This window comes from Thermohalobacter berrensis (assembly GCF_003609645.1).
Classification (GTDB): Bacteria; Bacillota; Clostridia; order Tissierellales; family Thermohalobacteraceae; genus Thermohalobacter; species Thermohalobacter berrensis.
The window spans coordinates 23138-49573 of sequence record NZ_MCIB01000007.1; the positions used below are offsets into that span (position 1 = coordinate 23138).

Genomic DNA, 26436 nt, shown 5'->3' on the forward strand with positions numbered 1-26436 from the left:
TATGCCTTTAAAAAAGCTAATGGTTGTAATTATTCTAGCTTTAATTATTAATAGTTCGGTTGTTTTTGGTAGTGACTTAACAATAGCTAAAAAAATAGAAATTAATATACCTGAAAGAAAATTAACCCTTTACAGTAACAATAAAATAGTTAAAAATTACCCAGTTGCTGTTGGGAAATCAAACAGTCAGACACCTGTTGGGAACTTTAGTGTTATTAACAAAGTGGTAAATCCATACTATAAAAAGGCAAATATACCAGGGGGTAGTGAAAGGAATCCATTAGGTAATAGGTGGATAGGTTTTAAACCACATTATGGGATACATGGAAATAGCAATCCTTCCTCAATAGGAACTTTTGCTTCAGCAGGATGCGTTCGTATGTATGAAAGGGATGTAAAAGAAATATACAATTTAGTAAGTTTAAATACTCCTGTTACCGTAAAATATGAACTATTTCATATTTTAAATGATATTGAGGGGAAAGATCCAATCTTAGTTGTATATCCAGATTATTATAACAAAGTGAAGAATATGAATAAAAAGATTGATGAAATGTTAGATAAAATAGAATTAAACAATAAGCTAACTAAAGAAAAGATAAATAAATTAAAAAAATTAGTTAATGAGAAAGTTACAGTTTTTTCGGATAAATGGACGTTCTTTATAAATGGAAAATACATAACTAAAGACATAATAGTTAGGGACAATAAGTTTTATATAAATAAAGATAAAATAAGCAAATTTTTTAATATAAAAATTCCTAGCTTAGAAAGTGGAGTAGAAGGCTTTTTTATGGGTAATTCAATATTACAAGTAGAAAATGAAGGTAAAAAATATATATTAATAGATGATTTAAAAAAATTCTTAGGTGGAAAAATTAATATTGATTATGAAATAAATAAGATCAATTATTCTACTGAATATATTTTACTTAATAATAGGCTTTTAAAAGGAAAAATTAGAGATTTAAGGACTGATCCTAAAATTTCGTTATCTGCAATCTGCAAGTTTTTAGATATTAATATTAGAATTGAAAATAATAAATTGAAACTTGTAAAAAATAATGGAAAGGAGATAAAATATATAATATATAATAATGAACCTTATATAAGTATTAAACTTTTAGAAAAGGAATTTGGTATAAAATCAGACATATTTACACTTAATAAACACGTAAAACTATATAAAGATCCTGAAATTATATTTAAAAACACAATATATAAGGGAAAACTAATAGATAATGAAATATATATCCCATATAGAATTTTCTTTAAGGATAAAATTACGAAGAAGACAATATTAAAACCAGTAATAATATTTGATTTTAAAAGAATAGCTATGAAAGATATTGATGGTGAACTATATGTTAAATTAAGTGATATAAAAAAATACCTACGAATTGAAAAGGACCCTTATAATTTAAAACTATACATTGAAAAAAGGGAATTTAAATAAAAAATTGAATATAAATTAAAAAAGCTTCCAGCTTTTTTTGGAAGCTTTTTTATTTATGAAACCTTTTACTAATTTTTTCGTCTAATTTTTAGTAGGGGTTTGTAAAGGGGTGAAAATATTATGGATAATGAAGATAGATTAATTGCAGAAAGTATAAAGGGAAATATTGATGCCTTTGAAAAGCTAATTGAAAAATACGAGAAAACAGCATACAATATTGCATTAAAAATGTTAAAAAACCATGAAGATGCAATGGACATATCCCAAGAGGCATTAATAAAAGTATATAAGTCTATTAGTAAATTTAATAGGAAATCTGCTTTTTCAACATGGTTATATAGAATAGTAGTAAATACGTGTATTGACTTTTTAAATAAAAAGAAGAAGAAGGTTTTTTCTATAGATAATCCAATAACAACAGAAACTGGAGAGATTAAAAGGGAAATAGAAGATAATACATATACTCCAGAAGTTATTATAGATAGAAAAGAGACTAAAGAGATAATCTACGATTCAATAGATAAACTAGATACAATTTATAAAACTGTTATCATTTTAAGAGATATACAGGGATTTAGCTACAAGGAAATTGCACAAATATTAGATTGTTCAATTGGTACTGTAAAATCAAGAATAAGTAGGGGAAGAAAAATACTTAAAAAGATAATTGTTAAAGAAATGCAACAAAATTATGATTATTAAGTCTAAATATATAGAAAGGAGGGCTTATATGGATTGCAAAGAATTTAATGAGAATTTATCTCTTTATATAGATAATGAGCTAACAATGGAAAAAAAAGAGGACTTTGAAGCTCATCTACAGCATTGTCAGCAGTGTAAAAAAGAATATGAAAGCATGAAATTAATTGTAGAAAGCTTAGGAAGTTTTAAACAGGTTGAACTACCTAAAAATTATAAGAGTGAACTTAGGAGAAAACTTAAAAATCAAAGGTCTAGAAGGACTGATAATAAAAAGAAAATTAATTGGAGATTATATTCAGCCTTAGCTGCATGTATTTTAATTTTCATTGTTTCATTTGGAATTATATCTGATAATTTTATAATTCAAAACCAACAAAATGAAATGGTTCAAGAGTCACTACCAAGGGAGAATATTAAAATACAATCTGATAATACACAAATAGCACAGGAAGCTGAAACAAATGACATGAAGATTACAGCTTTAGAAGAGCCTACAAAAACTAAAAAGAGCCCTAAAGTACAAGAGGAGGTGAAAGAAAAACAAAAGGCACAAAGTGATTCAATTGATAAATTAGAAAAACAAAAACTAATTAATGATACTTATATAGTAATAGGATTTGTATTAGGACTACCAATATTATACGTGATATATCGGGGATTAAAAAAATATTTGAAGGGGTGATTTAATGTTTAAAGGTAAAAAAGTAGTTTTTATTTCTTTAGTTTTAACTTTAGTTTTAGGGTTAGGATACCTCTTAGGAGAATTAGATAAAACAACAGTCGTTAATGCAAAAGAAGAGGAAGAAAATATTAATACAATAAACGTAAATGGAGAAGGAATAGTGAAAATTAAACCTGATATTGCTTATATTAATATGGGTGTTGAAACTCAAAATAAAGATAGTAAAAAAGCCCAGGAAGATAATAGAGCAAAAATGGATAAGGTAATAGATGAGTTGAAAGATAATGGTATAAAGGAAGACAATATAAAAACTATAGAATATAGTATAATTACTTTGCGAGAATATGATCAAATAAATAAAAAAACAATTGTAACAGGCTATAAAGTAAGAAATATAGTTCAGGTAATGATAGAAGATTTAGATAAAGTAGGGGAGGTAATAGATTCTGTTTCATCCTTAGGGGCTAATTATATTAGAAATATAAACTTTGATACTAAATATAGAGAAAAATACTATTTACAAGCATTAGAACTAGCAATGGAAAGTGCCAAGAATAAGGCTAAAACTATAGGAAAGACCTTTGGTGTTGAAGTTGATAAACCATATAAGGTTACAGAAAACTCAAGAATAGAATATTCTGTAAACAATCGTGTTTATATGGACGTAATAAAAAGTGAAGCAGCACTTGAAACACCTATATCTAGCGGAGAATTAACAATCAGAGCTTCAGTAAATGTTATATATAAATATTAAAACTTTAAACTCAATGAAGACATTAGAAGTTTTGGATGAACCTACTACAAGCAATACTTATAAAATTTAGGTGAGGGTTCTATTGTTATATAAAACTAAACAATAGAACCCTTTTTAAGTTTAAAAAATAGTTTACAACTTAAGAGTAAAATAGTCTAAAATATTTACTAAAGAATTCTTTAACATAGGATAAATATCTAGACCAAAGATTTTGTACCTATTTACTAATTATTTTATTTACTATATACTTAAAAATAAGGATTTTTCAAATAATAATGACATAAGGTTTAAGGAGTTGATTTGTTTGTCTAAAGAAAGATTAATGTTGATTGATGGAAATAGTTTATTACATAGAGCTTTCCATGCGCTTCCACCATTAAAAACATCTGATGGTATATATACAAATGGCGTTTATGGCTTTTTAACAATGCTTTACAAGGTACTACATGAATATAAACCAGATTATATAGGTGTTGCTTTTGACAAAAAAGCACCAACCTTTAGACATAAAGAATTTGAGCAATATAAAGCAGGAAGGGCCAAAACCCCTGATGAATTAAAATCTCAATTTCCTATACTTAAAGAAGTTTTAGATAAGCTTAATATATATAGATTAGAAATGGAAGGATTTGAAGCAGACGATATAGTTGGTACACTGGCGAAAATGGGAGAAGAAAAAGGATTAGAGGTAATCGTAGTGACTGGGGATAAAGACTACTTACAACTTGTAACTGAAAATACTAGAGTACTAATAACTAAAAAAGGTATATCAAATTTAGAAATATATAACAGGGAAAACTTTATTGACAAATACGACATTACACCTGAGCAGTTCATTGATTTGAAGGGACTTATGGGAGATAAATCAGATAACATACCAGGTGTTCCAGGTGTTGGAGAAAAGACTGGTATTAAACTTTTAAAACAATTTGATTCAATTGAAAATATTTATGAAAATATAGATAAGATATCTGGAAAGAAGCTTAAAGAGAGATTACAAGAAAATAAACAACAGGCTTTAATGAGCAAAAAATTAGTTACTATAGTTAATAATATACCAATTGAAGTTGATTTTGAAATATTAAGAAAAGAAGAACCAAACAGTAAAGAGTTATTAGAGCTTTATAGAAAACTTGAGTTCAAGAGTTTAATAAAAAAGGCAGGTTTTGATACTTCTGAAATAGAAGATAAGGAACTAAAAAAAGATATTCGGGATAATTTTAAAATTATTGATGATGTTAGTAAAGTAAAGAATCTAACTTCAGATTTTAAGAATTTTAAAAGCTTTTGTTTCAAATTTTGTATTAATGGTAGTAATCCTTTAAAAGATGATATAATTGGTCTAACTATTAAAGGGGATAATGGGCCTTCTTATTATATTGATTTTAGGGATAAAGCCGAAAGCATTATTAAAGAGTTTAAAGATTTATTTGAAGATGAAAATATAGAAAAATTAGGTCATAATCTTAAGGAAGATATATTAGTCCTAATGAGAAATGGTATTCAGTTAAAAAATATACACTTTGATACTATTATTGGTCAATATCTTGTAAATCCATCACAGAAAAATTATAGTATTAAAAGTTTAGCAGATGAATACCTTAAAATAAGTTTAAAGGATGAAGAAGATATACTTGGGAAGGGGAAAAAGAAAAGAAAATTTAGTGACCTTTCAGTCGAAGAAAGGGCCAAATTTTTCTGTAGCCAAACAAATGTTATATTCAAATTAGAAAAGGAAATAGCAGGCCTAATAGAAAGTCAAGGGATGGCAGAACTTTTCTATGACGTAGAATTACCTTTAATTGAAGTTTTAGCAGATATGGAATTTAAAGGATTTAAAGTTGATAAAGATAAGTTAAAGGAATTAGAAAATGAATTTCAGGATAAAATTGATTCTTTAACGAAAACTATACATGAATTAGCAGGAGAAGAATTTAATATTAATTCAACGAAGCAATTAAGTAACATTCTATTTGATAAGCTAAATCTCCCGCCTATTAAAAAAACTAAGACTGGTTATTCAACAAGTGCAGAAGTTTTAGAAAAGTTAAAGGGAAAACATCCTATTATAGAAAATATATTAGAATATAGGCAAATAGTTAAGTTGAAAACAACCTATGTGGATGGTCTAATGAAATTAATAGATAAAAGCACTAATAGGATACATTCAAGTTTCAACCAAACAATTACTACAACAGGGAGAATTAGTAGTACTGAACCTAATCTACAGAATATACCAGTAAAAACTGAGGAAGGTAGAAAAATAAGAAAGGTTTTTGTTGCAGAAGATAGTGAATATGTATTAGTTGATGCTGATTATTCACAGATAGAATTAAGGGTACTTGCCCATTTGTCTGATGATGAAAAGCTTAAAGGAGCTTTTACTGCAAATGAAGATATTCATAAAAAAACTGCATCAGAGGTATTTGATGTACCATTAGATGAAGTTACTCCAAGCATGAGGGGAAGGGCAAAGGCAGTAAACTTTGGAATTATATATGGAATAAGTGACTTTGGTCTTTCAAGAAACTTAAATATTTCCAGGAAAGAAGCCAAAAAATATATAGATAGTTACTTTGAGAAATATGGAAAAGTTAAAGAGTTTATGGATAATCTAATAAAAGAAGGTAAAGAGAATGGTTATGTAAAGACACTTTTAAACAGAAGAAGATATTTACCAGAACTTAAATCAAGAAACTATAATGTTAGATCCTTTGGAGAAAGAATGGCAATGAATACCCCTATACAAGGGAGTGCAGCAGATATAATAAAGGTTGCTATGGTAAATGTGTATAGAGAATTAAAAAAGAGGAAAATGAAATCTCGACTTATACTTCAAGTTCATGACGAACTCATAATAGAAGCCCATAAGGATGAAGTAGATGAAGTTAAAAAGCTTTTAAAAGATTTAATGGAGAATGCTATTAAATTGAATGTACCATTAAAAGTAGATATGAAAACAGGTGATAGCTGGTATGAAACAAAATAACATAAAAGCTAAAATAATTGGGATCACGGGAGGGATAGCCAGTGGCAAAAGCACTGTCACAGGCATTTTAAAGGATAAAGGTTATCCTGTAATAGATGCTGACATAATTTCAAGAGAGGTAGTTAATGTAGGTAAGCCTGCGTATTCTGATATAGTTAATGAGTTTGGAGAAGATATATTAAATAGGGATCTAACGATAAATAGAAAAAAGTTGGGTGATATAATCTTTAAAAATGAAGAATTTAGAAAAAAGCTAAACAAGATTGTTCACCCACGAGTAGTTCAAGAGATTAAAGATAAAATTGTAGAGTATTCTAAAAGGAGTAATGTTATATTTTTAGATATACCACTTTTAATAGAAGAAAGGGAAAAACTAAATGATTATGGATTAATCTTTGATGAAATATGGTTGGTTTATGTAGACGAAAAACTTCAGCTAAAGAGATTAATGAACAGAGATAATACTAGTAAGGAAGAGGCATATCAAAGAATGAAAGCCCAAATGCCGTTAAATAAGAAGAAAAAGTATGCAGATGTTATAATTGATAACTCAGGAAATATAGACCAACTTAAACACAAAATAAATAGTTTATTAAATGAATTAACATAATTTTTTGGAGGGGTATATTTGACAATTATTTCCTTTAGATATAAAAGAGTACTTTTGTTTTTGTTAATAGCGTTAATAATATTATTAGCTATATATAATATAAAATGGATTTTTAAATTTTTATATCCCTTAAATTATGAGGAATATATAGGTAAATATTCTAAAGAATATGGAATAGACCCTTTTTTAGTCGCAGCAATAATAAGGGTTGAAAGTAAATACTATAAAGAAGCAAAATCCTATAAAGGTGCTAAAGGACTTATGCAGATATCACCAATTACTGGAAAGTGGGCTGCTAAAGAGTTAGGAATAAAAAACTATAATGAAGATATATTATATAATCCAGAGATAAATATAAAAATAGGTTGTTGGTATTTAAGTAAATTGATGGATCAATTTGATAATAATATTAGTGTAGTTGTTGCAGCTTATAATGGAGGTAGCGGTAATGTCACAAAGTGGCTATCAAATAAGAAATATAGTAGTGATGGAATAAATTTAGATTATATACCATTTAAAGAAACAGAACAATATGTAGATAAGGTCCTTAATAGCTATAAAATATACAAAAAACTTTATGATTACAAACATTTTTATCCTGAAGAATAAACTTTAACACTGCAGATAAGTAGTTAATAAAGTAGCAGTAAGATAAGGAGGAATTAAAGTGGTTTTTAGGAGAATAGCGGTTATTATTTTGATAATATCTTTAATATTTTCTTTTGTAGGTTGTGAGGTTAAGAATGACGGAAAAGATGAAAATGGTAATGAGACTGAAGACAATATAGATACTGAAGTAAAGCCAGTATATGGTGGAGAATTAATTTTACCAATATCAAATGTTGAAACTTTAAACCCTTTACTTAATAGGAAAAAAAGTATTTATTACTTTAACAAACTAATTTATGAAGGATTATTTGATATTGATGAAAAATTTAATGTAAAGAAGGTTTTAGCAGATAACTATAAGATTACTGACAATGGATTAGTAATCAATATTAAGCTTAAGGATAATGTTACATGGCATGATGGTGAAAAGTTTACCGCAGAAGATGTTAAATTTACTATAGACCTATTAAAGTATGGGGCTATAGACTCTGCATACAGAAAAATGTTATTAAATGTATATAATTCTTTAGAAATAGTTGATATAGAACATATATTATTTACTAAAATTATAGATGATTATAATATTGAAATTCACTTTGACAGAAGCTATTCAAATGCATTAGAAACTTTAACATTTCCTATTTTACCTAGACATCAATTTTTACAAGATGGAAAGATAAATAAAAACTCATATAAAAATGCCTTACAAAAAGAAAACTTTACTCCAATAGGAACAGGACCTTACAAATTTGTAGAATACAATAAGTTAAAATGGATAAAGTTAGAATCTAATGAAAATTGGTGGAAAGGTAAACCATATGTTTCCAATATTACTGGTAAGATATTTAAGGATGATAATGCAACTATTGCTGCTTTTAAATCTGGCCTAGTTGATTTATCATTAGCTAAAGGAATAGATTGGGAAAAATATGTTCAAGATAGAAAGGGAAAAATATATGAGTTTACATCAACAAATTATGAATTTTTAGGATTTAACTTTGATAAGGAAATATTTAAAGGAGAACAGGGTAAAGATATAAGAAAGGCAATAGCTTATGGTATAGATAAAAAGAGAATTATAAAAAAGGTATACTTAGGACATGGAAAGACTACAGATGTTCCTATTTTAGCTGACTCTTGGTTAGCTTCTAAAGTAGATACTTATAAATATAATAAAGATAAAGCAAAAGAAATATTAGAGAATGCAGGCTGGAAAGATACAGATAATGATGGAGTTCGTGAGAATGAAAATGGTCAAAAACTAGAATTTAAGCTCCTTACCAATTCATACAATATTCTAAGAAAGGAAACAGCAGATATTATTATAGAAAATCTATCAGATATAGGAATAAAAGTAATACCTGATTATGAAATTAAGAAACCTGAAAGTATAACAAATGATCAAGCTGACAAACAGTGGGAAGAAATAAAAGGAAAAATAATAGCAGGGGATTTTGATATAGTATTACTAGGATGGGAGTTATCCCAGATACCTGACTTAACATTTGCTTTTCATTCTTCACAGATTGAAAAGGGAACAAATTTTATAAGATATTCAAATGATGAAATGGATAGATTACTAGAAAAGGCATTTAGGGCAGCATCTAGAAAGGAAAAGAAAGAAGCATATAATAAATTACAGAAGCTTATTATAGATGAACTTCCTTATGTAAGTTTACTTTTTAGAAATAAAGCTATTTTAGTAGCTGATAAAGTAGAAGGAATAGATAATCCTACAAGTTACAATATTTATAACAATATAGAAAAATGGTTTATTCCAGAAAAATACCAAAATGCAAATCAGGAAAAAGAAGAATAAAACTACTTGACATTTAAAAAAAAAGCCGTTATACTATTATGGCGAAACTAAATGCCGTGGTGGTGGAACTGGCAGACACGTAGTCTTGAGGGGGCTATGCTCAAATGAGCGTGCGGGTTCGAGTCCCGCCCACGGCACCATATTTGAACTACCAGATTAGTTCTGGTAGTTTTTTATTATTAAAAAAATGAATCATTGTCAAAAAATATGAAAGAGGATAGTTTCTAATTTTGGAACTATCCTCTTCTAAAATATAATAAGCTATTTTTGTTGTCCATGTATTTCTACATCTGCTTTATCTACTATCTTATTATTATCATCTAGAAATAACACTTTAGGTTTAAGTTTCTTTGCTTCTTCTTCAGTAACATAACAGTAAGCAATTATTATTACCTTATCACCTGGTTGAACTAGTCTTGCAGCTGCTCCATTAAGACATATAACTCCACTGTCAGCTGGTCCCTCTATAACATATGTTTCAAGTCGTGCTCCATTATTGTTATTTACTACTTGGACTTTTTCTCCTGGTAGGATACCTGCAGCATCCATAAGTGTTTTATCTATAGTAATACTGCCTACATAGTTTAAATTGGCCTCAGTTACTGTAGCTCTATGAAGTTTTGATTTAAACATATTTAATAGCATAATTATACCTCCATTTGAATATTGTCTATTAACCTTGCTTGTCCGATTTTAACAGCTAAAGCAATTAATACTTTGCCTTTAATTTTGTCTATATTATCTAAAGTATCAGCATTTACTATTTCAACATAGTCAATTTCAGTAAGTTTTTCTGTTTTTATATTTTCTATTATAAAATTTCTAACTTTTTCTGGATTGTTTTCTCCATTTTCTATCATTTCTTTAGCTTTAAAAAGTGATTTTGAAAGGATTAAAGCAGCTTTTCTTTCTTCTGTATTTAGGTAAGTATTTCGTGAACTCATTGCAAGTCCATTTTTTTCTCTTACTATAGAACATGGAACTATTTCTATATCATAATTTAATTCTTTTACCATCTTTTTTATTATTGCAAGTTGTTGGGCATCTTTTTGTCCAAAGTAAGCCCTATCAGGAGTTACTATATTAAACAATTTACTAACAACAGTAGTAACACCTTTAAAATGCCCTTCTCTAGACTGACCACAAAGCTTTTTAGAGATATTACCATAAACTTTAACATATGTGCTAAATCCATCAGGATACATTTCTTTAACTGAAGGTGCAAATATTATGTCAGCTCCTGCCTTTTCAGCTAAATTAGCATCTCTATTTAGGTCACGGGGATAGCTTTCATAATCTTCACTAGGTCCAAATTGAGTGGGATTAACAAAAATGCTAACTACAACAAAATCATTCTCTTTATGTGCCCTTTTTATTAAGGAAATGTGACCATCATGCAAAAACCCCATAGTTGGTACATAACCTATACTTTTACCACTTGATTTTGCTCTTTTTATTTCATTTCTAATTTCTTTTATAGTTTTTACAATCTGCATTATTAAAGCCTCCTTACAGTATAACAATAAAACTACTTTAATATAGCTTTTCGATTATACTTTCATCAATGCTAAATACATGTTCATCAGAAGGGAAAACACCTTTTTTTATTTCACTAATATATTCCTTGGTAGCGTTTTCTATATGTTTGTTTAAATTAGCATATTTTTTTACAAACTTTGGTGTAAAGCCTGTAAACATTCCTAACATATCTTGTGTAACAAGGACTTGGCCATCACAATATTTACCTGCACCTATTCCAATAGTGGGTATATCAAGTTTTTCAGTAATAATCTTAGCAAGCTTTTCTGGAACACATTCTAGAACTATAGCAAATACTCCAGCTTCTTGTAATAGTAAAGCATCTTCAATAATCCTTTTAGCACTTTCTAAAGTTTTGCCTTGTACCTTAAATCCTCCAAAAACATTAACAGACTGTGGTGTAAGACCAAGGTGACCTATAACAGGAATTTGAGCTTTGACAATAGCTTTTACTTTATCTAAAATCTCTTTTCCACCCTCAAGTTTTACAGCTTGGGCCCTTCCCTCTTGGATAATTCGGCCAGCATTTCTAACGGTTTCTTCAACATTTATATGGTATGATAAAAAAGGCATATCTCCAATAACCATAGCCCTTTTAGCACCTCTAGAAACTGCCTTACAATGGTGGATGATATCATCGACTGTTACCTCTAGAGTATCTTCATATCCAAGAACAACCATCCCTAAAGAATCACCTACAAGTAGACTGTCTACTCCAGCATTATCAAGAAGTTTGGCTGTTGAATAATCATAGGCTGTTAACATAGATATTTTTTCGTTATTTTTTTTATTTTCAAGAAAAGAATTTACAGTAAATTTTTTATTATTCATTTACAACACCTCTTTAAAAAATTTCTTTAAGCTCTTTAATCTTATTTTTGTCCTTAAGCTTATTTTTTTCTGCAAGCTCAAGTGTCTTTTTTCCAAGGATTTTATAAAAATCTACCTTATCAGGAGCATATAAACTTAAAGATTCAATATGTTTTTTTATAGTATCGACATCACCCCTAGCTATTGGTCCAGTAAGGGCTTTTTCCGGGCCTAAATTATAAATATTTTTAATAGTTCCTTCTATAAGGGGATAAAGGGCTCTAAATCCTTTATCTTTTTCCATTCCAATAGTATCGAATAATGTTAAGCCATAGTCTATAAGGGTTACTAAGTAATTTGATACAACACAGGCTGTAGCATGATAAATACTTTTCTGCTCTGAGCTTAAAACAAAGTATTCATTACCTAATTTTTTTAGAATATTTTCAATAACATCAATTCTTTCTTTATCACCTTCAACTGTAAAAAAAGTATTCTCTAAATCAGTTACAGCCTTATCTATATCAGCAAAAGATTGTAGAGGATGCAAAGAATATATAAAACAGCCTTTAGTTTTTGCCTTATTTAGAGTTTTTGATGATGAAGCCCCACTCATATGAATTATAATCTGGCCTTTTGTTAATATATTTTCTTGCACTAACCTTTCACATACTTTTTCAATTTCATCATCATTAGTAGTAATAAAGATAATGTCACAATTACAGCATAAATTACTAAGTTTTTTATAAGGAGTACTTTTAGTTAGTTTAGAAGCCTTTATAGCAGATTCAAAAGTTTTACTGTAATAACCCGTTACTTTAAAACATTTTTTTGAAAGATATATACCAAAGGCAGTACCCACCTTTCCAGCTCCAATAAACCCTATATGCACATAGATCAACCCCTCAATAAAAAAGTCCTTTCTAAGCCCATATGCAAATGGACATAGAAAGGACGCGGTTATCAAATTAGAATTTCTCCTTATCTTTTCTGTCTCCGTCCATAGCAAAGGCTCAGAGCAGAACCATTAATTAATATTTAATTTTAAGTAAATGATTAAATTGTGGTATAGTTCACACAAAGTGATACTATCCATCATAAATTATTTTAACACATTGTCAATTACTATACAAATAAATATTATAAGGGATAAATCAAAGAAAAGGTCATTCTAGATTAAATAAGAATTTTAAAAAGGAAATTATTAACTGATATAGAATATAATAAATAGTTAAATACTGGGGAATTTTTCTAGGAGGAATAATTGTATAAATGCAAAGTTTAAAATTCTTAGTTAGTTTAATAAAAAGAAATATGATAATATTAATACTTACTATTTTAATTATTATTAATCTTATATTTTTATATTACAACAATAATCAGCAAAAGATTTCCTCTAAATTAAAACCTAGGTATCACTTCTATGTAGTTGCTCCAAATTCAGTTGATCCATTTTGGCGGGAAGTTAGATTAGGTGTAGAAGATGCAGCTAAGGACTATAATGTAGTAGTTGAATTTAATGCACCTAAATTTAATAATCCACAGGAAGAATTGAAATACCTTGACATGGCAGTCATTTCTAATGTTGATGGTATTATAACCCATGTTTCAAATGGTTTAGATTTCACTTCTCTCATAAATGAAGCCTATAACAGAGGTATTCCAGTAGTAACTATTGAGAATGATGATAAAAAAAGTAATAGAAATGCATTTGTTGGGACTACTAGTTTTTTACTTGGAAAAGAAGCTGCTAAACTTATGATAAAAGCAACTAAAGGAAAAGCAAATATAGCGATTATTGTAAGTAATGATTATGAATTAGATACTGTAAGCCAAAATCTTAAAATAAATGGATTTTTAAGTGCTATAAAAAATTATGCTGAAATGAAAGTAGTAAAAATATATACTTCTAAAATGGGAATTTTGAGTGCTGAGGAAATTACTGAAACTATTTTAAATGATGAACAAAATATTAATGCTATATATACAACTAGTTCAGTTGATACGTTGGGAACAGCTCAACAGATTGTTAATCAGAATGAGGTTGGAAACATAACACTTGTAGGATATGGAGATTCAGAAAGTATTCTAAGATACATAAGAAAAGGTATAATTTATGGAACAGTCATGAGTGATCCATATAAAATGGGATATGAAAGTTTGAAAGCATTAATTGATATCGAAGAAAATAACAATGTATCTACTTTTATCGATACAGGAGTTAAGGTATTAACTACATACACCCTTTATGAGGAATCTCTACAAAATAGAAAAGAAATTAATAAAGATGAATAGTTGGTGAAATAATGGGAAAAGAAATTTTTAAGTTTACTGGAATCAGAAAAAAATTATTAATATACTATTTAGTTATTGCTGTATTGTTTGTATCAGTAAGCGGTTTTTCCTATTATAATGCAAAGCAAATTTTAACAAAACTAGAATCTATAATTACAGATTACATTTACCTTAATAATTTAAACAATGATGTAAATTCAATAATGTTAGAAGTAGAAAGATTTCTTTCTACAAAATCATCAGATTCTTTATTAAATTATTATACTATTTACAATAGACTTCAAGAAAAAACAAAGAATATATCTAGAGAAACGGTTTATGATATCGATAAATTAATGTTAAAAGATATCAGCTTTATGATAGATGAACTTCTAAGAGAAACTGACAATGCTGTAAATGCAAAAAGAGGTAGAATAAGTAATGAATATATAGCACATTTTAAAAGGGCTAATGAGATAAGTAAATATATAAAATTATACATTACTAATTTGCTTAACAATAAACTTAAAAAGGGTTCAGAAAAATATATGACCATCACTAAAAATTTAAACTATGTAAGCTATTTTAATCTGCTCTTTATTATAATTGCAGTAATAGTAAGCGTTTTCTTAGCAATATTTCTCACATATCGTTTAACAAAGCCCATAATAGAACTTTCACATTCAGCTGAAAAAATTTCAAAGGGAGATTATGAAATAGAATTAGTAAAAATTAAGACTAATGATGAAATAGATATACTAACTAAGGCATTTAATAAAATGGTAGTTAATGTTAAAAGTCATATTGATGAAATAAAAGGCCAAGCTGAGATTGAGAAAAAACTAAAAGAACAAGAAATGCAGTATCTCAAAATGAAAAGTCTTTTAAAGGATGCTGAGCTTAAATCACTCCAGTCACAAATTAATCCTCACTTCTTATTTAATACTTTAAATGCAGCTTCACAACTTTCTATGATGGAAGGAGCAGATAAATCTTCCGAATTTATACATAATGTAGCGGAACTCTTTAGATATAATTTGAGAAAGTTAGACGAGCCAGTAAGCTTAAGAGATGAAATTTATTACGTTAAAAAATACATGTATATATTAAAGACAAGATTTGGAGACAAAATTAACTTCTATACAGAAATAGATGAGGAAGTACTTGAAATGAAAATTCCTTGTATTGTCATACAACCAATTGTTGAAAATGCCTTCATACATGGATTAGAGGGACTAGAGAGGGATGGAGAAATACATTTAAATGTTAAAAATCAAGGAGAAAGCGTATTAATAGAGGTTATTGACAATGGAATAGGCATGAAAAAAGAGAAGATTAATTCAATAATATATTCTGAAAAAGATAAATACTCTTCAAGAAGACACGTAACAGGTATAGGGATTCGAAATGTAATAAATAGATTAAGGATATTTTATGATATTCCAGAAAATGAAGAAATTATTGAAATTGAAAGTAAGGTTGGATTTGGAACAAAAGTAAAATTGAAACTACCTTATTATAAGGATGTGATTTCTAGTGCTGAAGCTACTAATAGCTGATGATGAATATATAGTTAATGAGTCAATAAAGTTTATCATTGACAAATATGTAGACTTTGTAGAAGTTGTAGGATGTGCAAAGTCGGGTAGAGAGGCTATAGAAATGGCTTTAGATTTAAAACCTGATGTTATATTTATGGACATAAGAATGCCAGGAATTAATGGTATTGATGCTATTCGTCAAATAAGGGATGTTGATAAGGATACTAAATTTGTAATAATTACTGCTTATGAGTATTTTGAATATGCTAAAGAGGCCGTTAATTTAGATGTTTTTGAATACCTTTTAAAACCTTTAAATAAGCAAAAAGTAATTAAAGTACTTAATGATTTAAATAGAGTTATATCTATGAAAAAGAAAGCAATTCAAAGAGAATTAATATTAAAAGAAAAAATTAATAAGATATTGCCTATTTTGGAAGGACAATTTATTAATTCTCAGCTTTTTAATAGTGGAATAATAAATGATTTACAATTTTATGAAGAGATCTTTAATACAAAGCTAAAAAATGGCTATGTAATAATGGGTCTTATAGAGGATTTTAGCAGTTCATTAAAAGAAGAAAATTTAAAAAACAGTCTTAAAAAGCAAAAATTTTTCAATGTATTTAGTTTAGAACTTAAAAGTATAACTAATTGTCTTGTAGGGCAGCCATTATTAGACAGGATAGTTGCTTATATACCATGTGATACAGATAAAAATTCATATAAGATTAGGAATGATTCGATAGAAATTGCTACAAAGATAATAGATAAAATTAGAAAGAATGTTGATGTAAACTGCAAAATAGGTTTAGGTAGAAACTACTCTATAGAAAATTTTTTAAAATCTTATAATGAAGCCTATATGGCTACATCAGTTCCTAGTAAAGATACAATAATACATTTTGAAGATATAGTATTATCAATTAATAAACAGGAATCATATCCTTTAAAAAATGAAAAAAGATTAATCCAAAATATTATGGTAGGGGATATAAATGGTGCTATTGAAGTTTTTGAGGAAATATTTTTGTGGATTACAATTAATTATAAAGAAGATATAGATAAGATTAAATCAAGCCTTTTAGAACTGTTGATAGTTTTACAAAGGTCTATTCCCTTTGAAATTAGAAAAAAAGACTTTTCTGACAAAACTTTGGTAATTAATATATTAAAAAATAACGATATTAGAAATATAAAAATTAATTATATTAACCATCTAAAAAATATTATTCAAAGCGTTAAACAGTCAAGAAAGCAAGAATTGGATGGACTTATATCAAAAGCCATAAAGTATATAGAAAACAATTATGATAAGAATATTAGTTTAGATGATGTAGCTAAAGAAATAAATATGAGTTATCACTATTTTAGTAAGTTCTTTAAAGATTCAATAGGTAAAAATTTTGTTGATTATTTAACTGAACTGAGAATAGAAAAATCTAAAGAAATGCTAAGAAGTTCTAGTATGAGCATTAAAGAAATATCATATAAGGTAGGATATAGTGACCCAAATTATTTTAGTAAAATATTCAAAAAGGCTACAGGAATGAGACCTACAGATTATCGTATTAACTTCGTATCGTAAGAGGTGATGTGATGGGCAATTTCAAAAAAGACTATAGACAAGGGATAATTATTTTACTGATTACTATCTTTGTTATACTTGTTGTAATTAACATTAAAAGTCTTTTTCAAAATGACCATATAGCCCAGTCTAACCATACATCAGAGGATAAGGAAGATAATAAAATCAAGATAGGTTTTTCCTTAGGTACCCTTAAAGAAGAAAGATGGTTAAAGGATAGGGATATTTTAATGGCAAAAGTTAGAGAATTAGGAGCTGAAATTTTAGTTCAAAATGCCAATAATAATGATAATGACCAGATTAAACAGGTGAAATATTTACTAGAACAAAATATTGATGTGCTAATAATAGTTCCAAATGATTTAATAAAAGCATCATACGCAGTAGAGCTTGCAAAAAGAAAAGGTGTGAAAGTAATCTCATATGATAGACTTGTACTTAACTCTGACATTGATATGTATATATCCTTTGACAATATTAAAGTAGGAAAACTAATGGCTCAGTATGTATTAAATAAAGCTCCAAAGGGTAATTACGTTATAGTAAATGGCCCTGAAAGTGATAATAACACTAATATGATAAAGGAAGGATATGATGAAATATTACGACCTAAAATACAACAGGGAGATATTAAAATAATATGTGAAGAAAGGGCTCCAAATTGGATGAAAGAATATGCATTTAAAGTGGTAGATAAGCTCTTACAAAAAGGAAAAAAAATAGATGCAATAATAGCAGGAAATGATGGATTAGCTGACGGTATAATTGAAGCTTTATCAGAGCATAGATTAGCAGGAAAAATACCAGTTGTAGGCCAAGATGCAGATTTAGCAGCTTGTCAAAGAGTCGTAGAAGGAACACAACTTATGACTGTCTATAAACCGATCGAAAAGTTAGCACATGCAACAGCTAAAGTAGCAATAAGTCTTGCACGAGGAGAAAGTATAGATATAGAAAAAACTATTTATAACGGTAAATATCATATACCTTATTATGTTATTAACCCAATTGCTGTTGACAAATATAATATTGATGATACTGTTATAAAAGATGGATTTCATATGAAGGATGATGTATATAGAAACTTACCTTAATAAGTTTTTTTGGTATTGATATCCTAGATATTACAAAATATATTTAACTTGTTAAAGTTGTAGGTTAAAATTAGCTATTAGTTCTAACTAATAGCTGTTTTTTTTTGCCTTAAAAAAATACTACTTTTATTTATCTGAATATTACAAAAAGTAAAAAAATAAAGAATATTACCAAAACTATTTAGGGCCAAAATGAAAGATAAATTATATAATGAAAACAACAGAAATGATTACATAAGACAAGTGGCAAACGTTTGCCAAGCGGATGTATCAGAGTCTTAAGAAACACTAATTTTTATGAAGGGGGATTTTTTATGAAAATGAAGAAGGTATTAACAGTACTAATGGTTTTTATGTTGGTTATTTCGTTGTTTACAGGATGTAGTCAACAAACATCAGGGGGAAGCAAAAAAATAAAGGTTGGTCTATCTTTACCAACTCAAAGAGAAGAAAGATGGGTAAGAGATAAAGAAACAATGGAAAAAGTAGCAGCTGAGAAGGGCATCGAATTAGTAGTTAAAGTTGCAGATGCAGATATGGAAGAACAAATTACACAAGTTGAGTCTTTATTAGCTCAAGGAATTGATGTTTTGATACTTGCTCCACATGACGCAGCTGCAGCTGCAACACTAGTTGAAAAGGCTAAGAAAGAAGGAATTCCTGTAATATCATATGACCGTTTAATAACAAATACTGATAAACTGGATGTTTACTTATCATTTGACAATGTAAGGGTTGGAGAATTGCAAGGAAAATTCATAACAGAAAAGGTGCCAGAAGGTAACTATATAATCTTATCAGGGGCTCCTACAGACAATAATGCTAAATTATTTAAAAAGGGTGCTATGAAGTATATACAACCACTTATAGATGAAGGAAAGATAAATGTTATTGCAGAACAGGCAGTAGAGAACTGGGTACCTGAAAATGCACTAAAAATAGTTGAAGCAGCTTTATCGGCAAATAATAATGAAGTTGATGCTATCTTAGCTCCAAATGATGGTACTGCAGGGGCTGCTATTCAAGCATTAGCTGCTCAAGGCTTAGCTGGAAAGGTACCTATTACAGGACAAGATGCTGAAAAAGCTGCTGCAAAGAGAATCCTAGAAGGTACTCAATCAATGACTATATTTAAAGATACTAGAGATCTTGGTAAGGAAGCTATAGATATAGCTATTAAGCTTGCTAAAGGAGAAAAAATCGAAACAAATGGAAAGGTTGACAATGGCAAAATAGATGTACCTTCTGTGCTGTTAGAACCGAAAATAGTTACAAAGGACAATCTAAAAGAAGTATTAGTTAATAGTGGATATATTTCCGAAGAAGATTTAAAGTAAAGAAAGGTGTAAAGAGAGAGGAATAGCTTTAAAGTTATTCCTCTCTCTTTTAGAAAGGTGGGTAGCTAAGTATGAGTGAATATATACTAGAAATGCAAAACATAGTAAAAGAATTCCCGGGAGTAAGAGCATTAGATAATGTTAATTTTAAAGTAAGAAAAGGTGAGATACATGCTTTAGTAGGGGAAAACGGTGCAGGAAAATCTACATTAATGAAAATTTTAAGTGGAGTTTATCCATATGGAACCTATGAAGGCAAAATACTTATAAATGGGAAAGAACAAAGATTTAGTAATACAAAGGATAGTGAAAATGCCGGTGTAGGTATAGTTTATCAAGAACTTACTTTAGTAAAGCAAATGAATATATGTGAAAATATATATCTAGGAAATGAATTTCAAAAGTTTGGGGTAATAAATTGGAATAAGGCTATGTCAGAGACAAAAAAGCTGTTAAAAGAGGTTGGTTTAACAGAAAGCCCAGCTACAAAAATTATTAACCTAGGAATTGGTAAACAGCAATTAGTAGAGATAGCAAAGGCTTTATCTAAAAATATAAAAATATTAATATTAGATGAACCAACAGCAGCTTTAAATGAAGATGATACAGAAAATCTATTAAAAATAATAAGAAAGTTAAAAGAAGACGGAATAAGCTGTATTTACATTTCCCATAAGCTTAAAGAAGTTAAAGCCATTGCTGATACAATAACTATCTTAAGGGATGGAAAAACAATAGCAACCTATACTAATGATGAAAAAGTCACACAAGATAAAATAATAACAGGAATGGTAGGAAGACAAATTAATCAATTGTTTCCAAAGGAGGAACATACACCAGGGGATGTAATGTTGGAAGTGAAGGATTGGACAGTGTATAATCCTGAACTACCAGATAGAAAAATTATAGATAATGTTAGTTTTAAAGCTAGAAAAGGCGAAATCTTAGGTGTGGCAGGGTTAATGGGTTCCGGAAGAACTGAACTTATGATGAGTCTTTTTGGAGCATTTGGTATCAAGAAATCAGGCAAGGTTTATATAGATGGTGAGGAAGTTAAAATAAAGGAACCTAGAGAAGCTATAGAAAAAGGTCTATGTTATCTCTCAGAAGACCGTAAAAAATCTGGATTAGTGTTGATGATGGATGTAAAAGAAAATATAACACTTGCTAGCCTAAAAAAGATTTCTGGATTAATGGGAATAAATGAGAATGAAGAGATAAAAATTTCTAATCATTATGTAGATGCATTAAAAATCAAGACACCATCTATAGAGCAAAAGACTAGAAATTTAAGTGGAGGAAACCAACAAAAAGTAGTAATAGCTAAATGGCTTATGGCAGAGCCAAAGGTTTTAATACTAGATGAACCAACTAGAGGTATTGATGTAGGTGCTAAATATGAGATTTATAATATTATGAATGAACTAGCAGATAGGGGAGTTTGTATAATAATGATTTCTTCAGAGCTACCTGAAGTATTAGGGATGAGCGATAGAATTCTAGTAATGCATGAAGGGAAAATAACGGCAGAATTAGATTATAAAGAAGCTACTCAAGAAAAAGTAATGTATTTTGCCACTGGAAGTGGTGATTTAGAATTAGCGTCAAAGTAAAGGAGGATGTTCAATGATATCCAAAGCTAAAGGTAATAATAAAGCAATAGATATAATAAAATTTTCACTTAGAAACAATATTAGACAATATACAATGTTTATTGCTTTAATTGGTATTATGTTGATTTTTTCAGTTTTAAGCGACGTTTTTCTTACTCCAAGAAACTTGTCAATATTATTTTTACAGACAGCACATATTGCTATATTAGCATGTGGGGTAGTATTAGTTATTGTTGCTGGTCATATTGACCTATCTATTGGAGCAGTAGTTGGACTAACAGGAGCTATAGTTGCAATATTACAAGCTAAATTTGGGCTAGGAGTTGTGCCAGCAATTATTATTACTTTAGGTGTGGGAGCCTTAATAGGAATATGGCAAGGATATTGGGTTGCATACAGAGATGTCCCAGCTTTCATTGTTACTTTAGCTGGTATGATGATATTTAATGGTCTTTTACTTGGTATTACAAATGGAGAGACAATACCTACAAATAATACTTTTAACAAAATTGGACAAGATTATATACCTACATTATTTCTTAAAAATTCCCCGAGAGATATGATTCCTCATGATACAACAGTTATAATCTTAATAATTGTAATAATAGGCTATCTGTGGATGGAGTTTAGAAAAAGAAAAGAAAGAATTAGATATGGATTTGATATACTACCTAAGTCATTATTTATTGTAAAAATTAGTTTAGTAATATTACTGATAACTACTGTATTTTTAATTATGGCATTTTACTTAGGAATACCTTATTCAATACTATTACTAATGTTAATTGGAAGTCTTTACACTTTTTTAACTACAAAAACTACTTTTGGAAGACAAGTTTATGCTATAGGAGGAAATAGGGAAGCTGCAAAACTATCCGGTATAAATATTAGAAAAAGAACTTTATGGATATTTATATCATCTGGAATTTTAGGAGCCATCGGAGGTATAATATATACAGCAAGAGTTGGGTCTGCAGCAGCCTCAGCAGGACAGGGAATGGAATTAGATGTTATCGCAGCTGCAATTATAGGTGGTACTAGTACTTTAGGAGGAGAAGGTACTATAGTCGGTGCTATAATTGGTGCACTAGTTATGGCTACTCTTAACAATGGTATGTTGCTTTTAGATGTAGGAACTACACAAAGATTGATTGTAAGAGGCTTAGTTTTATTATTAGCTGTATGGGTTGATATTTCATCAAGAAAGAATAAATCTTAGGAATTCAAAACTTTATCTTGAAAAATACTCCTTGGTTAAATAAATGTATCCAAGGAGTATTTTTTTGGTATTATTCAATAAAACTATGTTAATTTTAGTAAATCTTAGTACCAAATCTATTTACTTTACCTAGAAAATGTAATATTTTAAAAGTAGAGTAAATAGAATAATTTATTAAAGGGAGTGATATTTTGAGTAAAGAAATAAAGATAATCCTAGATGAACTTAACTATACAATAGGTAAGCTAAACGAAAAAGAAAGGAAAGGGAAACAATTAAAAGAAAGTCAATATTGGTATAGAGAAGGATTAAAGACAGCTAGGGATATAGTTTTAAAAGTAGAAAACTTAACCCAAAAAAATTAGACATTTAAATAAACAAAAAATATGTTAAAATTTTAATAGGAGTTCTATTTAATGGGGGACAGTATCTAAGGGGGGAACATAGTGAGACGTACTAGGAATAAAAGAAAGCTAGAGGAAAAGAAATATAAGCTTATGAATTTTTTAGCTTTTTTTGTATTTGCTCCAGCTGTTTCTATACTTTTAGGTATAGGTGTTGTAAAATATTTCATTTTACCTTATTTAGCTGATGGTGATATAATTAGTGTTGTGAAAAATAAGGAGATTGTTAATGAGGAAAATATACAGTCAAAGGATACAAAAAGGCAAGAAAACATAGAGGAAGAAGCTAATAATGAAAATATGGACAAGTTTATGACTTTAGAGCTGAATAGACTAAATATCTATAATGTACAAGTAGGTAGTTTTAGTACTATAGATAATGCTAAAAACTTTGTTGATAATTTAAATAGAAAAGGATATGGTGCATATATTGTTAAAGATATAACTAGAAATAATGGATTTAAAGTATTTGCGGCTTCATTTTTTAATAGAGATAAAGCAGAAAAGATTTTAACTAAGATAAAAAAGGATTATTCTGATGCATATATTAAGACAATGGAATTAGGAGAAAAAAAGATAAAATATATGGAAAACGACATGGAAAATATAAAGAAAATAAAAGAATTACTGTCAGTTGTACAAAGCGTTCATGATGATGAAACAAGTTTATGGTATGATTGTATAAATACTGGAGAAATTGGTAAAATTAAAGAACTTATCGAGAGTAATACAGTTAAAATAGACAATATTTTAAATGAAATAGAAGATAAGATTTACAGTAATGATTTACAAATTTTTATTAAGAGGATTGAGGAACAAGTAGAAAAGAGAAATAGTATAATAGATAAATTAGATGAAGGTGAAAAAGGAACTATACTAGAAAGTTATGAAGAATTTAACAAAATATTTTTTGATTATTTATATTTTAGGGAAGAGTAGAGGTGATTTGATGACTTTGAATGATATCAAGGGTATACTAAATGCTCAAGTATTAACTGGTGAACAATTTCTAGATAGAAAAGTTAGCTCAGCTTTTGGTTCAGATTTAATGAGTGATGTTTTAGCTTTTGTTGATAACAGCTCAGTTTTGCTTACAGGCCTTACAAATCCTCAAGTAATTAGGACGGCTGAAATGATAGATTTATTTGCAATAATTTTTGTAAGAGGAAAAAGGCCAAGTGATGAAATTATCAAAATGGGTCAAAGAAATAATATTACTATTTTAATGACTGACTATACCCTTTATACTTCTTGTGGTAAACTTTATGAAAATGGATTAAAGGGTATAGAATTTGAAAAGGGAGTAATGACTTAGATGAATAAAAAAGATGATACAATTAAATTAGAGTATGATATTATACAGAATGACTTTGTTAGAGCAGGAGAAGCTTCAAGTAATGTGAAAAAGATACTAAAGCAATTAGGAATCGATTCGAAAATAATAAGAAGAGTTGCTATAGTAACATATGAAGCAGAAATGAATATAGTTATACATTCTTATGGTGGAAAACTTTTAGTTGAGATATCATCTAAGAAGATTGAAATTACTGCTAAAGATAATGGCCCTGGTATAGAGGATATAGAAAAGGCAATGCAAGAAGGTTTTTCAACAGCTTCTAATGAAATAAGGGAACTTGGATTTGGTGCAGGAATGGGACTTCCAAATATGAAAAAGTGCTCAGATGTGCTAAAAATAGATTCAGAAAAAGGTAAGGGAACTACTGTTTATATGGAGATTTTTATGAAATCTAACCAAAATTAAGAGATTAGTAGGTGATAACTATGAAAGAATATTTTCATTCTGTTATCCTTGATGAGACTAAATGTAATGGATGCACTAACTGTATGAGGAGATGTCCTACTGAGGCAATTAGAATAAAAGATAAAAAAGCACATATCATCAAGGAAAGATGTATTGATTGTGGAGAATGTATAAGAGTCTGTCCTTATTATGCTCAAAATTCTGCAACAGATGATTTAAATAAGCTTAAAGAATATAAATTTAATATTGCTATTGTACCATTTTCTATGTACGGACAGTTTTCTTCTGATTTAGATATGGATAAAATCTTTCAAGGAATAAAATCTTTAGGATTTGATTACGTTTATGATGAAGCTCATGCAGCAGATATAGCTACAATATCAATCAAACAGGAAATTAAGAAAACAGATTTACCAAAGCCAATTATTTCTTCATTATGTCCTGCTGTATTAAGACTAATTCAGATTAATTTTCCTTCATTAATTGATAATATAATTAGGATTGAGTCTCCTATGGAAATTGCCGGAAGACTAGCAAAGAAAAAAGTTATGGATGAATATAATCTTGACTCAGATGAAGTAGGTGTTTTTTATTTAACACACTGCCCAGCAAAAGTTACAAGTATAAAAAATCCTATAGGAATAAAAAATTCTTATATTGATGGAGCAATTGCTATAAAAAGAATTTATGGAGATATTTTAAGAAATGCAACTACAGTTAAAAAAGTAGAAAGCTTTTCTAAAGGTTCTTCCCTTGGAATAGGTTGGGCAAAAGTAGGTGGTCAAAGTGAAGCCTTAGGTATAGAAAATTATATTGCTGTTGATGGTATTGAAAACGTTATTAAAGTTTTGGAGGAAGCAGAACTTGGAAAATTAGATAATATAGATTATATAGAAGCAATGGCGTGTGTTGGAGGTTGTGTTGGTGGGCCTTTAACTGTCGAAAACCCTTTCATAGCTAAAAGTAGAATTAGAAGAACTATAGAAGAAAAAAGTAAAATAATGAGGGTTAATGAAGAAGAGATTTTAAATCTATATAAAGAAGGTATTTTTAGCTTAACAGAAGAGATTGAAGCAAAGGGAATTATGAAATTAGATGAGGATATTAAAATGGCTATCAGAAAAATAGAAAAGATTAAACAGATTACAGATTCATTACCAGGGCTTGATTGTGGTTCCTGTGGAGCGCCTACTTGTAGAGCACTTGCAGAAGATATTGTTTTAGGGTATGCTACTATTGACAATTGTGTTTTTAGAATGAATAAAAGTACGAATATATCAAAATAATTTGGGGGTATTGTATTATGAAATTAACAAAGATTATTGATGAACTAAATGCAACAGTAGTTGTTGAACCTAAAGATGAAACTGAAGTTGAAGGTGTATATATAGGTGATTTATTAAGTCTTGTTATGGCAAAGGCTCAGGAAAATGATATATGGATAACAATACAGACACACATAAATATAGTAGCAGTAGCTACACTAGTTAATCTTTCTGCAATAGTTATTGCTGAGGGAATGGATGTAGATGAAGATACTATAAAAAAGGCAAAGGAAGAAAACATTCCAATATTAAAATCAGAATTAAGTGCTTATGAAATTGCTTGTAAATTATGTAGATTAGGTGTATAGA

General features: G+C 28.7%; 25 protein-coding genes and 1 tRNA gene. 22 read left to right on the top strand and 4 right to left on the bottom strand.

Going from position 1 to position 26436, the window contains the following annotated elements:
• Position 1 precedes the first annotated feature (1 nt).
• The 9 genes from BET03_RS04980 to BET03_RS05020 all read left to right on the top strand — a co-directional run bounded on the left by BET03_RS04980 (position 2) and on the right by BET03_RS05020 (position 9761).
• Positions 2-1456, top strand: coding sequence for a L,D-transpeptidase (locus BET03_RS04980; RefSeq protein ID WP_120167930.1), 1455 nt, complete (start codon positions 2-4; stop codon positions 1454-1456).
• A gap of 120 nt (positions 1457-1576) precedes the next feature.
• Entirely contained in the window at positions 1577-2158 is a 582-nt protein-coding gene (locus BET03_RS04985; RefSeq protein WP_243096863.1) for an RNA polymerase sigma factor, read from the top strand.
• Between the two features lie 28 nt (positions 2159-2186).
• Positions 2187-2840, top strand: coding sequence for a zf-HC2 domain-containing protein (locus BET03_RS04990; RefSeq protein WP_183108731.1), 654 nt, complete (start codon positions 2187-2189; stop codon positions 2838-2840).
• A 4-nt stretch (positions 2841-2844) separates the two neighbouring features.
• Positions 2845-3594: an SIMPL domain-containing protein gene (locus tag BET03_RS04995; RefSeq protein ID WP_120167937.1), complete on the top strand. Its 750-nt coding sequence runs from the start codon at positions 2845-2847 to the stop codon at positions 3592-3594.
• 304 nt (positions 3595-3898) lie between these two features.
• A complete protein-coding gene (gene polA / locus BET03_RS05000) occupies positions 3899-6583 on the top strand; it encodes a DNA polymerase I (RefSeq protein ID WP_120167939.1) in 2685 nt (894 codons plus the stop codon).
• Positions 6570-7193 carry a dephospho-CoA kinase gene (gene coaE / locus BET03_RS05005; protein WP_120167941.1) on the top strand — a complete coding sequence of 208 codons (624 nt, stop codon included), beginning with the start codon at positions 6570-6572 and terminating at the stop codon, positions 7191-7193. The genes polA and coaE overlap by 14 nt, the downstream gene beginning before the upstream one ends.
• An 18-nt stretch (positions 7194-7211) precedes the next feature.
• Positions 7212-7802 carry a lytic transglycosylase domain-containing protein gene (locus tag BET03_RS05010; RefSeq protein ID WP_120167943.1) on the top strand — a complete coding sequence of 197 codons (591 nt, stop codon included), beginning with the start codon at positions 7212-7214 and terminating at the stop codon, positions 7800-7802.
• Positions 7803-7860: 58 nt separating this feature from the next.
• The gene (locus BET03_RS05015) at positions 7861-9621 is read left to right on the top strand and encodes a peptide ABC transporter substrate-binding protein (RefSeq protein ID WP_120167945.1); all 1761 of its coding nucleotides are present in this window, start codon (positions 7861-7863) and stop codon (positions 9619-9621) included.
• A 53-nt stretch (positions 9622-9674) separates the two neighbouring features.
• A tRNA-Leu gene (locus BET03_RS05020) sits at positions 9675-9761 on the top strand.
• 121 nt (positions 9762-9882) lie between these two features.
• Here BET03_RS05020 and panD read toward each other — a convergent pair.
• Genes panD through BET03_RS05040 form a run of 4 tightly spaced genes read right to left on the bottom strand, consistent with a single transcriptional unit; the run spans position 9883 to position 12862 of the window.
• Entirely contained in the window at positions 9883-10266 is a 384-nt protein-coding gene (gene panD, locus BET03_RS05025; protein ID WP_120167947.1) for an aspartate 1-decarboxylase, read from the bottom strand.
• A gap of 2 nt (positions 10267-10268) precedes the next feature.
• On the bottom strand, positions 10269-11117 hold the full coding sequence (panC, locus tag BET03_RS05030; protein WP_120167949.1) for a pantoate--beta-alanine ligase: 849 nt from the start codon (positions 11115-11117) through the stop codon (positions 10269-10271).
• A gap of 37 nt (positions 11118-11154) precedes the next feature.
• Positions 11155-11991: a 3-methyl-2-oxobutanoate hydroxymethyltransferase gene (gene panB / locus BET03_RS05035; protein ID WP_120167951.1), complete on the bottom strand. Its 837-nt coding sequence runs from the start codon at positions 11989-11991 to the stop codon at positions 11155-11157.
• 13 nt (positions 11992-12004) lie between these two features.
• Positions 12005-12862: a Rossmann-like and DUF2520 domain-containing protein gene (locus tag BET03_RS05040; RefSeq protein ID WP_183108732.1), complete on the bottom strand. Its 858-nt coding sequence runs from the start codon at positions 12860-12862 to the stop codon at positions 12005-12007.
• Between the two features lie 380 nt (positions 12863-13242).
• Between BET03_RS05040 and BET03_RS05045 the strand changes: the two genes are divergently transcribed.
• From BET03_RS05045 to BET03_RS05100, 13 genes are all read left to right on the top strand, one after another.
• The gene (locus BET03_RS05045; protein ID WP_120167955.1) at positions 13243-14265 is read left to right on the top strand and encodes a substrate-binding domain-containing protein; all 1023 of its coding nucleotides are present in this window, start codon (positions 13243-13245) and stop codon (positions 14263-14265) included.
• 11 nt (positions 14266-14276) lie between these two features.
• A complete protein-coding gene (locus BET03_RS05050) occupies positions 14277-15803 on the top strand; it encodes a sensor histidine kinase (protein ID WP_120167957.1) in 1527 nt (508 codons plus the stop codon).
• Positions 15781-17373 (top strand): response regulator transcription factor, encoded by a 1593-nt coding sequence (locus BET03_RS05055; protein ID WP_120167959.1) that lies wholly within the window; start codon positions 15781-15783, stop codon positions 17371-17373. Before BET03_RS05050 ends, BET03_RS05055 begins: the two co-directional genes overlap by 23 nt.
• Before the next feature lie 11 nt (positions 17374-17384).
• Complete coding sequence (locus BET03_RS05060; RefSeq protein ID WP_120167961.1) at positions 17385-18467, top strand: sugar ABC transporter substrate-binding protein; 1083 nt, start codon at positions 17385-17387, stop codon at positions 18465-18467.
• A gap of 314 nt (positions 18468-18781) precedes the next feature.
• Positions 18782-19804, top strand: a complete 1023-nt coding sequence (locus BET03_RS05065; protein WP_120167963.1) for a sugar ABC transporter substrate-binding protein — start codon at positions 18782-18784, stop codon at positions 19802-19804.
• A 71-nt stretch (positions 19805-19875) separates the two neighbouring features.
• The gene (locus BET03_RS05070) at positions 19876-21417 is read left to right on the top strand and encodes a xylose ABC transporter ATP-binding protein (RefSeq protein WP_120167965.1); all 1542 of its coding nucleotides are present in this window, start codon (positions 19876-19878) and stop codon (positions 21415-21417) included.
• Between the two features lie 13 nt (positions 21418-21430).
• The gene (locus BET03_RS05075; protein ID WP_120167967.1) at positions 21431-22636 is read left to right on the top strand and encodes a sugar ABC transporter permease; all 1206 of its coding nucleotides are present in this window, start codon (positions 21431-21433) and stop codon (positions 22634-22636) included.
• Positions 22637-22827: 191 nt separating this feature from the next.
• Complete coding sequence (locus BET03_RS13600; RefSeq protein ID WP_183108733.1) at positions 22828-23001, top strand: hypothetical protein; 174 nt, start codon at positions 22828-22830, stop codon at positions 22999-23001.
• 81 nt (positions 23002-23082) lie between these two features.
• Positions 23083-23979, top strand: a complete 897-nt coding sequence (locus BET03_RS05080) for an SPOR domain-containing protein (protein WP_120167969.1) — start codon at positions 23083-23085, stop codon at positions 23977-23979.
• A gap of 10 nt (positions 23980-23989) precedes the next feature.
• Complete coding sequence (locus BET03_RS05085) at positions 23990-24355, top strand: DRTGG domain-containing protein (protein WP_120168034.1); 366 nt, start codon at positions 23990-23992, stop codon at positions 24353-24355.
• Positions 24356-24802, top strand: a complete 447-nt coding sequence (locus tag BET03_RS05090; RefSeq protein WP_120167971.1) for an ATP-binding protein — start codon at positions 24356-24358, stop codon at positions 24800-24802.
• A 20-nt stretch (positions 24803-24822) separates the two neighbouring features.
• Positions 24823-26088 carry a [Fe-Fe] hydrogenase large subunit C-terminal domain-containing protein gene (locus BET03_RS05095; protein ID WP_120167973.1) on the top strand — a complete coding sequence of 422 codons (1266 nt, stop codon included), beginning with the start codon at positions 24823-24825 and terminating at the stop codon, positions 26086-26088.
• Between the two features lie 17 nt (positions 26089-26105).
• Entirely contained in the window at positions 26106-26435 is a 330-nt protein-coding gene (locus BET03_RS05100; protein WP_120167975.1) for a DRTGG domain-containing protein, read from the top strand.
• Position 26436: the final 1 nt, after the last annotated feature.

Coding starts and splice junctions, on each gene's coding strand:
- BET03_RS04980 (WP_120167930.1), top strand. CDS start 2: ATGCCTTTAAAAAAGCTAATGGTTGTAATTATTCTAGCTTTAATTATT.
- BET03_RS04985 (WP_243096863.1), top strand. CDS start 1,577: ATGGATAATGAAGATAGATTAATTGCAGAAAGTATAAAGGGAAATATT.
- BET03_RS04990 (WP_183108731.1), top strand. CDS start 2,187: ATGGATTGCAAAGAATTTAATGAGAATTTATCTCTTTATATAGATAAT.
- BET03_RS04995 (WP_120167937.1), top strand. CDS start 2,845: ATGTTTAAAGGTAAAAAAGTAGTTTTTATTTCTTTAGTTTTAACTTTA.
- coaE (WP_120167941.1), top strand. CDS start 6,570: ATGAAACAAAATAACATAAAAGCTAAAATAATTGGGATCACGGGAGGG.
- panD (WP_120167947.1), bottom strand. CDS start 10,266: ATGCTATTAAATATGTTTAAATCAAAACTTCATAGAGCTACAGTAACT.
- panC (WP_120167949.1), bottom strand. CDS start 11,117: ATGCAGATTGTAAAAACTATAAAAGAAATTAGAAATGAAATAAAAAGA.
- panB (WP_120167951.1), bottom strand. CDS start 11,991: ATGAATAATAAAAAATTTACTGTAAATTCTTTTCTTGAAAATAAAAAA.
- BET03_RS05045 (WP_120167955.1), top strand. CDS start 13,243: ATGCAAAGTTTAAAATTCTTAGTTAGTTTAATAAAAAGAAATATGATA.
- BET03_RS05050 (WP_120167957.1), top strand. CDS start 14,277: ATGGGAAAAGAAATTTTTAAGTTTACTGGAATCAGAAAAAAATTATTA.
- BET03_RS05060 (WP_120167961.1), top strand. CDS start 17,385: ATGGGCAATTTCAAAAAAGACTATAGACAAGGGATAATTATTTTACTG.
- BET03_RS05065 (WP_120167963.1), top strand. CDS start 18,782: ATGAAAATGAAGAAGGTATTAACAGTACTAATGGTTTTTATGTTGGTT.
- BET03_RS05070 (WP_120167965.1), top strand. CDS start 19,876: ATGAGTGAATATATACTAGAAATGCAAAACATAGTAAAAGAATTCCCG.
- BET03_RS05075 (WP_120167967.1), top strand. CDS start 21,431: ATGATATCCAAAGCTAAAGGTAATAATAAAGCAATAGATATAATAAAA.
- BET03_RS05085 (WP_120168034.1), top strand. CDS start 23,990: ATGACTTTGAATGATATCAAGGGTATACTAAATGCTCAAGTATTAACT.
- BET03_RS05090 (WP_120167971.1), top strand. CDS start 24,356: ATGAATAAAAAAGATGATACAATTAAATTAGAGTATGATATTATACAG.
- BET03_RS05095 (WP_120167973.1), top strand. CDS start 24,823: ATGAAAGAATATTTTCATTCTGTTATCCTTGATGAGACTAAATGTAAT.
- BET03_RS05100 (WP_120167975.1), top strand. CDS start 26,106: ATGAAATTAACAAAGATTATTGATGAACTAAATGCAACAGTAGTTGTT.